Annotated in this window: 12 protein-coding genes; 5 read left to right on the forward strand and 7 right to left on the reverse strand. The window is 64.4% G+C overall.

Annotation, left to right across the window (positions count from 1 at the left end):
• Window positions 1–5: 5 nt before the first annotated feature.
• On the reverse strand, window positions 6–851 hold the full coding sequence (locus tag BLU85_RS03230; RefSeq protein WP_092197536.1) for a type 1 glutamine amidotransferase domain-containing protein: 846 nt from the start codon (window positions 849–851) through the stop codon (window positions 6–8).
• Window positions 852–954: 103 nt separating this feature from the next.
• On the opposite strand from BLU85_RS03230, the gene BLU85_RS03235 reads away from it, so the two are divergent.
• On the forward strand, window positions 955–1,899 hold the full coding sequence (locus BLU85_RS03235) for a LysR family transcriptional regulator (RefSeq protein WP_092197538.1): 945 nt from the start codon (window positions 955–957) through the stop codon (window positions 1,897–1,899).
• Between the two features lie 56 nt (window positions 1,900–1,955).
• Here the strand turns inward: BLU85_RS03235 and BLU85_RS03240 are convergent, their stop codons facing one another.
• The 5 genes from BLU85_RS03240 to BLU85_RS03260 all read right to left on the reverse strand — a co-directional run bounded on the left by BLU85_RS03240 (window position 1,956) and on the right by BLU85_RS03260 (window position 6,565).
• Complete coding sequence (locus BLU85_RS03240; protein WP_092197540.1) at window positions 1,956–2,183, reverse strand: MbtH family protein; 228 nt, start codon at window positions 2,181–2,183, stop codon at window positions 1,956–1,958.
• 84 nt (window positions 2,184–2,267) lie between these two features.
• Window positions 2,268–3,680, reverse strand: a complete 1,413-nt coding sequence (locus tag BLU85_RS03245) for an aspartate aminotransferase family protein (RefSeq protein ID WP_092197542.1) — start codon at window positions 3,678–3,680, stop codon at window positions 2,268–2,270.
• Window positions 3,681–3,774: 94 nt separating this feature from the next.
• Window positions 3,775–4,296 (reverse strand): GNAT family N-acetyltransferase, encoded by a 522-nt coding sequence (locus BLU85_RS03250; RefSeq protein WP_092197544.1) that lies wholly within the window; start codon window positions 4,294–4,296, stop codon window positions 3,775–3,777.
• Window positions 4,297–4,562: 266 nt separating this feature from the next.
• A complete protein-coding gene (locus BLU85_RS03255) occupies window positions 4,563–5,888 on the reverse strand; it encodes an ATP-binding protein (RefSeq protein ID WP_092197546.1) in 1,326 nt (441 codons plus the stop codon).
• A complete protein-coding gene (locus BLU85_RS03260) occupies window positions 5,885–6,565 on the reverse strand; it encodes a response regulator (RefSeq protein ID WP_092197548.1) in 681 nt (226 codons plus the stop codon). The genes BLU85_RS03255 and BLU85_RS03260 overlap by 4 nt, the downstream gene beginning before the upstream one ends.
• A gap of 174 nt (window positions 6,566–6,739) precedes the next feature.
• Between BLU85_RS03260 and dsbD the strand changes: the two genes are divergently transcribed.
• From dsbD to dsbG, 3 genes are read left to right on the forward strand one after another with little or no spacing between them, the layout of a single operon-like run.
• Window positions 6,740–8,467 carry a protein-disulfide reductase DsbD gene (gene dsbD, locus BLU85_RS03265; protein WP_092197550.1) on the forward strand — a complete coding sequence of 576 codons (1,728 nt, stop codon included), beginning with the start codon at window positions 6,740–6,742 and terminating at the stop codon, window positions 8,465–8,467.
• Complete coding sequence (locus BLU85_RS03270) at window positions 8,467–9,336, forward strand: TlpA family protein disulfide reductase (RefSeq protein ID WP_092197552.1); 870 nt, start codon at window positions 8,467–8,469, stop codon at window positions 9,334–9,336. The genes dsbD and BLU85_RS03270 overlap by 1 nt, the downstream gene beginning before the upstream one ends.
• Window positions 9,312–10,079 (forward strand): thiol:disulfide interchange protein DsbG, encoded by a 768-nt coding sequence (gene dsbG, locus BLU85_RS03275; RefSeq protein ID WP_092197554.1) that lies wholly within the window; start codon window positions 9,312–9,314, stop codon window positions 10,077–10,079. The genes BLU85_RS03270 and dsbG overlap by 25 nt, the downstream gene beginning before the upstream one ends.
• Before the next feature lie 168 nt (window positions 10,080–10,247).
• On the opposite strand, the gene BLU85_RS03280 is transcribed toward dsbG, so the two are convergent.
• Window positions 10,248–11,054, reverse strand: coding sequence for an alpha/beta fold hydrolase (locus BLU85_RS03280; protein ID WP_092197556.1), 807 nt, complete (start codon window positions 11,052–11,054; stop codon window positions 10,248–10,250).
• A 173-nt stretch (window positions 11,055–11,227) separates the two neighbouring features.
• Between BLU85_RS03280 and BLU85_RS03285 the strand changes: the two genes are divergently transcribed.
• Complete coding sequence (locus BLU85_RS03285; protein ID WP_092197558.1) at window positions 11,228–11,494, forward strand: hypothetical protein; 267 nt, start codon at window positions 11,228–11,230, stop codon at window positions 11,492–11,494.
• The last annotated feature ends 9 nt before the right edge of the window (window positions 11,495–11,503 follow it).

Raw genomic sequence — 11,503 nt, forward strand, 5'->3', positions numbered from 1 at the left:
GCTGGCTACTGCGCCAGACGCTTGACCAACGCCTGCCCCACCGCCAGCGCCGAGGCCGGGTTCTGGCCGGTGATCAATTCCCGATCCTCCACTACATGGGCAGTCCACGGCGTGGTGTTGCTGCTGTACTGCCCGCCAGCCTGCTGCAACGCGGTCTGTGGGTAGAATTTCATGCTCCCGCCACCTAGCAGCCCCTTTGCCAGCTCTTCTTCCTGATTGCTGATCACCGTCATCCTGTACCCGGCATAGATCCAGCCGGCCTTGGCCGAGGCCTGGCCTTTGCTAGCCAACTGGCCAACGAAGCCCTTGGCATCAGGCAGGGTCGACAGCAACGCGATCGGCCCGTGGCAGACCAGCGCGGTGGTCTTGCCCTTGTCATGGAAGTGCGTCAACACCCGCCCCAGCGGTGCGCTCGTGAGCAAATCCTGCATGGGCGCATGCCCGCCGGGAATGTACAGGGCATCGAACTGTTCCAGACCGATCTGCTCGACACGGGCCAGGCTGATCACCGGTGAGTCCTTGGCCGAAGTGATGTTCAGTTGCGCCAGCAACGCCTGGTAGCGCTCCAGCTCCGCCGGATCATTGTTGAAGTACATCTTGTCCACCGAGGACCGGTCCAGCGTCGGCGCCTTGCCCTGCGGGGTGGCGAACGTCACGTGGTGACCGGCATCCAGCAACAGCTTCACCGGTTGCAGCAATTCGTTGAGGTAAAACCCGGTGGAGAAGACCTTGCCCTTGTTCAGATCCAGATGGTCGGAATCCGACAGGACCACCAGCACGTTATCGGCATGGGCCGCGACACCAATACCTGCCAGAACAACAGACGTTGCCAAGGTCGTGAGCTTTTTCATGATGACTCCAGGATGTTTCGATAAAAGATGCGCTCACTGTATTGATGCCCTCACCGGCGATAAACTGGCGCACCGGAACATCACTTGGCCCCTGGAGGCAACAATGGCACGCCGATTCGATTATCTGGCCGACGTGGAAGCCTTCGTCACGGTCGTGGAAAAAGGCACGCTCAGCGCCGGCGCCGTGGCGCTGGGGACCACGCCTTCGGTCCTGAGCCGCGCCATCTCCCGCCTCGAAGCCCGGCTCGGGGTGCAACTGTTACGACGCACGACCCGGCGGTTGAACCTGACCGATGCCGGCACCTTGTACCTGGAACAGTCGCGCTCGGCCTTTGCCCTGATTGACGACGCCGAGCGGCGAATCCAGGGCCAGGACGGTGTCTTGACCGGTCGCGTGCGCTTGAGCGTACCGACCACCTATGGCCATTACCGTCTGCCATCGCTGCTGTCGCGTTTCGCCGAGGCTTATCCGCAAGTTCGGGTCGAGCTGAGTATCACCAACCGCAATGTCGATCTGGTGGCCGAGGGGTATGACCTGGCGATCCGCCTTGGGCCGCTGCCGGACAGCGGCCTGGTCGGACGCAAACTCGAAGACGCCCGCCTGTGCCTGGTCGCCGCGCCGCATTACCTGGAACGCGCCGGAACGCCCCGGCACGTCGATGAACTGGCTGCCCACGCCTGCCTGACCTTCGTAATGCCCAGCAGCGGACGCATCGCGCCCTGGCTGTTTCGCGACAATCATGAAGACCGGGAATGGCTGCCGGCGGGCAATGTGCAGGTGTCCGATGATGTATTGGGCATCGTGTCCCTGGCGCAGGCCGGGATGGGAATCTGCCAGACCTATGAATTCATCGTCCGGGAGCGAATCGAGCGTGGGGAACTGGTGGCTTTGCTGGAGGACTTTGGCGGGCGCAGCCGCCCCTTTTCAATCATCTACCCGCCCCATCGTCAATTGCCGGCGGCGGCACGGGCGTTGATTGATTTCATGGCGAAAGCGGGAGCCACCTGTGGGAGCGAGCCTGCTCGCGATAGCCGCACCTTGGCCTGACTGACAGACCGAGTTGCCTGCATCGCGAGCGGGCTCGCTCCCACAACGTCCCCGGGCTACTGCGCCAATGCCGCCTGCTCGTCCATTTTCTTGCGCAGGCTCAGCGGGCGCATGTCGGTCCAGACTTCTTCGATGTAGGCCAGGCACTCCTTCTTGAAGCCGCTTTTACCGACGGTACGCCAGCCCTCGGGGATGGCCTTGTAGTCTGGCCAGATCGAATATTGCTCTTCGTGGTTGACCACGACCTGAAAGACGATGTCCTCGCGGTCGAATACTGAAGTCATGGGTGTCTCTCCATCTTTGCTCGAGGTTCGCTGCGTCACATGCGCAGCCAGGATATGAAAGGAACGTACGGGGCCGGGTGAAAATTAGCTGTCTTTGACCGCCGCATGCAGGGCTCGCCCGAAAATCTCGGCGACCCGATCGATTTCGGTCCGGGTGATGATCAACGGTGGCAGGAACCGCACCACGCCGCCCTGGCGACCGCCCAACTCCAGGATCAGCCCGCGCTTGAGGCATTCGCGTTGCAACCGTGGCGCCAGCTGGGCATGCACTGGCGGATGGCCCAGGGCGTCCGGCTTGCCCGCCGGGTCCACCAACTCGACACCGAGCATCAGCCCGCGACCGCGGATATCGCCCAGTTGCGGGAAGTCCCGCTGCAGGATGTGCAGGTGCTCGCCCAGGCGTTCGCCCATGGCGGCGGCGTGGGCCGGCAGGTCGTGCTCGCGCAGGAAGCGCATCACCGCGGAGCCGGCGGCCATGGCCATCTGATTGCCACGGAAGGTCCCGGCGTGAGCGCCCGGCAACCAGGTGTCGAGCCAGTCGCGGTAAACCACCACCGCCAGCGGCAGGCTGCCGCCAATGGCCTTGGACAACACCACCACGTCCGGGATGATCCCGGCATGTTCGAAGGCAAACATCTTGCCGGTACGGCCGAAGCCGCTCTGGATTTCGTCGACGATCAACGCCACCCCTGCCTGCTCGGTGATCCGTCGCAAGCCGCGCAGCCAATCCAGGTCGGCGGGAATGACTCCGCCCTCGCCCTGCACCACTTCGACGATGACCGCCGCCGGCAACTGCACGCCGGCCTCCGGGTCGTTCAGCAGGTTTTCCAGGTAATGCAGGTTGGCCTTCACGCCCTCGACACCGCCCAGCCCGAACGGGCAGCGGTAATCGTAGGGGTATGGCATGAACTGTACGCCGCTGCTGAGCAAGGCGCCCAAGGGTTTCTTCGGCCCCAGGCTGCCCATCAGGCTCAATGCCCCCTGACTCATGCCGTGATAACCGCCCTGGAACGACAGCACGGTGCTGCGTCCGGTCGCGGTACGCACCAGCTTGAGGGCGGCCTCCACCGCGTCGGTACCGGTGGGGCCGCAGAACTGGATCTTCGCCTCGGCGGCCAGCTTCGCCGGCAACAGGCCGAACAGGTCCTGGACGAAGCGGTCCTTGACCGGCGTGGTCAGGTCCAGGGTGTGCAACGGCAGCTCATCGGCCAGCACCTGCTGGATCGCGTCGATCACCACCGGGTGGTTATGCCCCAGCGCCAGCGTGCCGGCGCCGGCCAGGCAATCGATGAAGGTGCGGCCCTCGACGTCCTCGACATACAACCCCTTAGCGCGCTTGAGGGCCAGGGGTATGCGCCGTGGATAGCTGCGGGCATTGGACTCCTGCCGACTCTGGCGAGCCAGCAGCGGCGACTCATTGAACTGGTAGAGCGTCTCGGCCGGCACGGGGTTGACCCGGGCCGGCTGTGCTTCGATAAGGCTGTTGGCGACTGACATCTCTCGACCCCGCAGTACGTGACCCAAAACGACACACCGGGCAGGTGCGCATCCGGTCGGGGCGCACATGCAGGTTTCCTGTTGTGGAAACGCATCAGCCACGGGGGGATTTACTCCTGGGCAGCACTTTCTCCGGTGGCGCGATCAGTGGCTTGTGCATCGCAATGGCCTTGACCCCGCCAATGGCGAAGGCGTCAGCGCTTTGTTCGAAGCCCAGGTGTCGATAGAACGCCTGGCTGCTACGGGTGCTGTTGAGCCGCACCCGGGCCACCCCGCGCCCGCGCAGCCAGGCCTCGATGTCCCGCACCAGCGCCTGGCCGACACCGCGGCGGAAGGACTCCGGCTGTACGTAGCAGAAGGCGATACGGCCACTGGCCGAGGCCATGGCGACACCCGCCGGCCGCCCCTGCAAACGGGCCAGGGTCAGGCGCAAGCGTGGGTCGACCAGCCAGGGGCGGATATGCGCGAGGGTGTTGTTGCGTACCCAGGCGGCGACGACAGTGGGGTCGTTGCGGTGTTCGGCGGCACACCCGACCCGGATGCAGCGTTCGGCGATCCGGCTGATGATCCCGGCATCGCTGGGCGTGGCCGTGCAGATTTCGATGAAGGTGTCCATGGCGCGGTTTTCCTCAGTCCTTGAGTCGAGCTGAAAAAAACATAGACCCGGATAAGGCCAGGGCGCCAATGGCAGGTCGTTACAGCAAATGTACAACGACCTCCCGCCAAGCGCGCCTGTAGGAGCTGACGAGTGCAACGAGGCTGCGATCTTGTCCCAGACAGTTAGATCTCAAGCGAAAGTTCAAGATCAAAAGATCGCAGGCTTCGCCAGCTCCTACAGACCCAGCGGGAGCAAGCTCCCTCGCCACGGAACCCCTCATTGGATCAGGGGTGCTGCACCGGCATCGTCAATTCGACCCGCAATCCATCCGGGCGGCTGTCGAAATGCAGGCCGCAACCGCAACGCTGGACGATGGCCTGGACGATCGCCAGTCCCAGCCCGCAGCCGGTGCTCTGGCCGTTGCGCCAGAAGCGTTGGGTCAAGTGCTGGATGTCGTCGGCGGCGATGCCGGGGCCGTGGTCGCGGACCTGGAAACGCACGCGCTGGCCGATCATTTCCAGGCTCAATTCCACGTCGGTGTCGTCCGGGGTATGGCGCAGGGCGTTATCCAGCAGGTTGCGCAAGGCCGCGATGGAGAGCACCGCCGGCATCTGCACCGGCGCATCGGACAGCCCTGGGGCCAAATGCAATTTGATTCGCCGGGACTCACTGCTGGCCGCGTCCTGGATCGCCAGTCGCGCGACCTGCTCGGCGTTGCAGTGCACGCCATCGTCGAACGACAGGCTGCCTTCGACCCGAGCCAGCAGCAGCAACTGTTCGAGTGTGCGATGCATGCGGTCGGCGCCCTCCTCGGCCCGGGCCAGGGATTGGTCGCGGGCGGCGCCCTCGGTCATGCGCGCCACTTGCAGGTGCGTCTTGATGGCGGTCAGCGGGCTGCGCAGCTCGTGGGCAGCGTCGCCGGTCAGCCGTCGCTCGCGCTCGATGGTCTTGCCGATGCGCTGGAACAGCTGGTTCTGGGTCTCCAGCAAGGGCCGCAACTCGCTGGGCAGCGGATGGATCTGCAAGGGCTCCAGGGAATCGGCATTGCGCCGCATCAGCGCATCGCGCATGCGATTGAGCGGCGCCAGGCCCTGGCCGATGCCCAGCCACAACAGGCACAGGCAACCGAGCAACGCCACGCCCACCGGCACCGAGGCGGCCAGCAGTATCGACAGGTTCAGGGCTTCGCGCTCGATCTGGCGGTCGGCGGTGGTGATGCGCAAGTCGCCTCGGGCCAGGGTGAAGCTGCGCCAGGGCGCACCGTCGATCATCTGGTCATGGAAGCCCATTTTCTCGGCTTCCAGGGCCTGTTCCGGGGTGCCGTGGCTACGGGCCAGAATCTCGCCGCGCAAGGAACTGACCTGACAGGCCATGCCGCCGGGAATGCTCAATTGCTCGGAGCTCAAATGGGTGCCGTCGCCCTTGCTGGGCAACGGCGGCATCTGTTCCAGCAACCCGGCAACCATCCGCGCCGACGCCACCAGGCGCTGGTCGAGGGAGAACATCATCTGGTTGCGCAGGTCACTGAGCATCCACGCCGCGGCCAGGGCCCAGATCAGGGCGAAGGCCGCGCCGAGGGTCAGGCTCAGGCGCAGTCGCAGGCTCATCACTTGGAGGGTTCTCCGCCGTCGGCCGGCCCCAGGCGATAACCCAGGCCGCGCACGGTCTCGACAATGCCGTTACCCAGCTTGCGCCGCAGGTGGTGGATATGGACGTTGAGGGCATTGCTTTCCAGCTCGTCGTTGAACCCGTAGACGCTGTCCTTGAGTTGCTCGGTGGACAGCACCCGGCCGCGACTGTGCAAGAGCGCCTGCAACAGCGATTGTTCGCGCCGGGACAGATCCACCGGCTGGCCGTCCAGGGTGGTTTCCCGGCTGCTGGGGTCGTAGGTCAGGCGACCGTGCTCGATCAGGTTGACGCTGCGCCCCGCCACGCGCCGCAGCAACGTGTGCAGGCGCGCCGCAAGCTCGCGCAGGTCGAAGGGTTTGAGCAGATAGTCGTCAGCCCCGGCCTGCAAGCCGTCGACCCGGTCGGTCACCGAGTCACGGGCGGTGAGGATCAGCACCGGCGTCTCCAGCCCCTGCTGGCGCAGTTGCCGAAGCAGCTTGAGACCGTCCTCATCGGGCAATCCCAGGTCCAGCACCATGACATCGAACTCCGCCACGCCGACCATCGCCCGCGCCGCCGATGCGGTGGCCACGTGCTCGACCGTCAGGCCCTGCGCCGTGAGGCCGGCAACGATCCCGCTGGCAATCAACTCATCGTCTTCGCAGACCAGTACGCGCATGGTAAGCCCCGTGGAAAAAGGTACATTAGGCCGCTGGCCGATTAAGCCGACATTATGCGACGAGTACGGCAAACGTGGCGATCATTGCGGCCTGCCGGTCGCCGCCGGGTTAATCGACGGTTAATCGTCAGTCGCCATTGTGTTTTCCACTCGCTTCGTTCTAAGGCTTTATCCATGCGTCGATTGTTTTTGCTGTGGCTGCTGCTGATCTCGGGCCTGGCCCAGGCCGCCAATCCCTTCGAAACCAAACCCGATTTCCTGCCGGTGGAAAAGGCATTCGTGTTGACCTCCGAACGCCTGGACTCCGGTGAAACGCAGCTGTTCTGGCAGATTACCGATGGGTACTACCTGTATAAGCAGCGGCTCAAGTTCGAAGGCCTGGCCGAGGCGCAGAAACCCAAGTTGCCGGAGGGCGAGGCCCACAGCGACGAGTTTTTCGGCGACCAGCAAGTCTATCGCCAGGCGCTGGAACTGAAGATCCCCGCCGGTGCCACGGGCAAGATCAAGGTGGGTTTCCAGGGCTGTGCCGACGCCGGCCTGTGCTATCCACCCCAGACCCAGGTGATTGACCTGGGCGGCAGTGCACCGGCGGCGGCCACCGGCGAGGCGCCGGACCAGGCCCTGGCCAGCGGCCTGCAGCAACGGGCCTTGGGCTGGAGCCTGCTGGTGTTCTTCGGCCTGGGCCTGCTGCTGGCGTTCACCCCTTGTTCGCTGCCGATGCTGCCGATCCTGGCCGGGCTGGTGGTGGGCAGCGGCGCCGGGCCGAGACGCGGCCTGGCCTTGGCCGGCAGCTACGTGATCAGCATGGCCCTGGTGTATGCGGCCATGGGCGTGCTCGCCGCCCTGCTGGGGGCCAACCTCCAGGCACTGCTGCAACAACCGTGGCTGCTGGGCAGCTTCGCGGCCGTATTCGTGTTGCTGGCGCTGCCGATGTTCGGCTTCTTCGAATTGCAATTGCCGGCGGCGCTGCGTGACCGCCTGGAAAACGCCGGGCGCCAGCGACGCGGTGGCAGCCTGGTGGGCGCCGGCGTGCTCGGCGCCCTGTCCGGCCTGTTGGTGGGCCCGTGCATGACTGCCCCGCTGGCCGGCGCCCTGCTGTATATCGCCCAGAGCGGCAATGCGCTGCACGGCGGGTTGATCCTGTTCACCATGGGCATCGGCATGGGCCTGCCACTGTTGCTCCTGGTGACCGTGGGCAACCGCTTCCTGCCCAAGCCCGGCGCCTGGATGAACCTGCTCAAGGGCGTGTTCGGCTTCCTGTTCCTGGGCACCGCACTGCTGATGATTCGCCCGATCATCGACGGCTCGCTGTGGATCGGATTGTGGGGCGTGCTGCTGTTGATCGCCGCCTACAGCGCCTGGCGCCAGACCGGAGGCTTCGGCCGCATGGCCTACCTCTGCGGCAGCGCTTCGTTGCTGTTCGGCCTGTGGGGCAGCCTGCTGGTGATTGGTGCGGCGGGCGGCGGCGATGATCTCTTCCAACCCTTGAAGGTCTACGCTGGCAACGAGGGTAGCGCGACCGTCAGCGCCCACGATGCGTTCGTCACCGTCAGCGAGCCCGCGGCCTTGCAACGGGAACTGGACGCCGCCAAGGCCCAGGGCCAGTGGGTGCTGCTGGACTATTACGCCGACTGGTGCGTGTCCTGCAAGATCATGGAAAAACAGGTATTCGGCCGCACCGAGGTGCTGGACGCCCTGCAAGGCGTGCGCCTGCTGCGCCTCGACGTCACCGCCGACAGCCCCGCCAGCCGCGCGTTGCTGAGCCGTTACCAGGTACCGGGGCCGCCGAGCCTGCTGTGGATCGGCGCCGACGGTGAAGAGCGCCGCAGCCAGCGGATCACCGGGGAAGTCGACGCCAGGGCGTTCCTGGAGCGCTGGAACCTCACCCGGGACGCGCGCTGATGCTGACGTTCACCCTGGGCACCTTCGCCATCGCCCTTAACCATCTGTTGCTGATCAGCGCCCTGGCCCTGGCGACCTTCGTCGGCTGGCGGGTGGCCAGGCACGGTGGCGAGAACCCTGAGTCGGTGCTGTTCGTGCTGTTTCTACTGGGGCTTTTGGCCGCACGGATCGGCTTCGTCGTCGCCTATTGGCAACATTACCGGGACGACCCGTGGCAGATCGTCGACCTGCGGGACGGCGGTTTCCTCGCCTGGCCGGGGATCGTGGCGCTGCTGATGGGCGCCTTGTTGTGGGCCCGGCGCCGCCCGGCCCTGCGCCGCCCGTTGGGCTTCGGCGTCGGCAGCGGCTTGCTGTTCTGGCTGGTGGCGAGCCTGTCGTTGACGATTTATGAACAAGGCACCCGGCTGCCGGACATCACCCTGCGCACCGCCGACGGCCAGACCGTGAAGCTCACCGACTACCAGGGCGGCCCGCTGGTGATCAACCTCTGGGCCACCTGGTGCCCGCCCTGCCGACGTGAAATGCCGGTGCTCGAAGAAGCCCAGCAACAGCGTCCGGACCTGACCTTCCTGTTCGTCAACCAGGCCGAAAGCATGCAAAGCGTCAGCACCTACCTGGCCACCCAGGGCCTGAGCCTGACCAACGTATTGTTCGATGGCAGCGGCCGCCTCGGCCAGGCCGTGGGTTCCATGGCCCTGCCGACCACCCTGTTCTACAGCGCCGACGGCCGCCTGCTGGGCAGCCACCTGGGCGAATTGTCGGAAGCGAGCCTGGCCCGCGCCCTGGAAAACTTCGAAACGCCGGATTCGTCCACGACGTCCCACTCCGCCACAAGGAAACCGCCATGCCCCGCCTCCGCCACCTGCTGACCCTGGCCGTCGCCGCCGCACTGTCGCAGGCCCCGCTGCTGCAGGCCGAAGAATTGCCTGCGGCCATCAAGAAGATCGAAGCCAAGGGCGCGAAAATCGTCGGTACTTTCGAGGCCCCGGACGGGTTGCGCGGTTACGCGGCGCAATACCAGAACCGCGGCATGGCGCTGTACCTGACCCCGGATGGGCAGCACGTCCTGCTGGGCAACCTGTACGACGCCGAGGGCAAGGACCTGAGCGCCGAGCCGCTGCAAAAACTGGTCTATGCACCGATGGCCAAGGCCATCTGGACGAAGATGGAAGCGAGCAACTGGATCGCCGACGGCAACAAGGACGCACCGCGCACGGTGTACCTGTTCAGCGACCCGAACTGTCCGTACTGCAACATGTTCTGGGAACAGGCCCGGCCTTGGGTCAAGGCTGGCAAGGTGCAGTTGCGCCACATCATGGTGGGCATCATCCGCGAAGACAGCCCGGGTAAATCCGCCGCCTTGCTGGCCGCCAAGGACCCGGAAAAAGCCCTGGCCGAGCATGAAAAGGCCGGCAAGGGCAGCCCGCTCAAGCCACTCAAGGACATACCGCCCGCCATCCAGGCCAAACTGGACGCCAACCAGCAGTTGATGGACGAACTGGAACTGTCCGCCACCCCGGCGATTTTCTATCTGGATGACAAAGGCGACCTGCAACAGCAGCAAGGCGCGCCGTCACCGGACAAGCTGGTGAAGATTCTCGGGCCGAAGTGACCGACAACCACTGCAGCCCCTGTGGGAGCGAGCTTGCTCGCGATGGCGGCAGATCAGTCAGCATTGATGTGACAGGCACACTGCAATCGCGAGCAAGCTCGCTCCCACAGTGGATGTGCATCGGTCACAAAATCCCAGTGGGAACGAGCCTGCTCGCGATGCGGCAGATCAGCTACGCAAGACCTTCAGCAACGCCTCGGTCACGAACTGCGGATTCTCAAGATTGGAAATGTGCCCCGCGTCCGGGACCAGCACATGCAGGCAGCCAATCAGTTCGGCCATTTCCAGGGCCTCGGACGGTGGCCTTGGTTTATCCTGGTCGCCGCACATCACCAGGGTGCGCTGAGCGTTGAGCTCATGCAAACGCCCCCGCATGTCGTCGCGACCGAAAATGATCCGCCCCAGCGGCACGATGCTGGCGCGCAGGCGATCGGCCGGCAGCGCGGCCAATGTGGCGCGAAACTGCTGGTAGAGCGCCGATTGCGGGTCGATACCCGGCCGAAAGAAGATCGGCACGACGATGTCCAGCAACGGCTCGGGAATGCTGCCGCTGGCTTCGATCTTGTCGAACAGCGAGAAATAGTACTGGCGGGTCTGCTCCGGTTCGACGCCGACGTAAGTATCCATCAGCACCAGCGACTGGATCCGCGTGGGCGCCGCCAGCGCCAGCCGCGTCCCCCACATCCCGCCCACCGAAAGCCCCACCAGGTGGAAGCGGTCGATGCTCAAATAATCCAGCAGCTCCATCATCTGGCGGGCCAGATCGTTCAGCGAACTCATGCCCTCCGGCATCTGCCCCGACTGGCCATGGCCCCAAAGGTCCGGAGCGATCACCCGGTAATGCCTGGACAACACCTCGATCTGCGGCGCCCACATGCTGTGGTCCCACAGGTAGCTGCCGCCCAGCAGCACCACCGGGCCCTGGCCCTGGTCCAGGTAGTGAAGCGGTTGTCCGTCGATCGTTGCAAAGGGCATGGGTGACCTCCTTGTTTAAATGTAAGAAAACCCGGGCAGACTGCCGTGGCGCAAGGCAAACCGTCAATCGTCGACGCCCAATCCGCCGAAAGGGACCTGTAAAGTCTGACAGTAGATTTGATCTATTACCGGCGATAGCTTGAGCACCTCAAGATCAATGCTGGAGAACAATCATGACTAAAGCCGAGCTTCAAGCATTCGCCCAAGAGCAGATCGCGCTATTGCAGCCCAAAGTCATCGATACAGAAAAAGCCTCCGGCCAGAGAGCCAAGGGAAAACTGCAATTTTATGAAGCGCTACTAGCGGCTTACAGCAACACTCAAACCTCGGAACAATTCGGCTTGCTGGATGCCGTGAATGATACGTTTCAGAAAATCGGCGCATTTGAATCCGGCGTTACCTTTTTCAACAAACCGGAAAAATGCTGCGCGACTCACTGACGCTATCGC

It is taken from the genome of Pseudomonas sp. NFACC14 (assembly GCF_900106885.1).
In the GTDB taxonomy this organism is placed as follows: domain Bacteria; phylum Pseudomonadota; class Gammaproteobacteria; order Pseudomonadales; family Pseudomonadaceae; genus Aquipseudomonas; species Aquipseudomonas fluorescens_AA.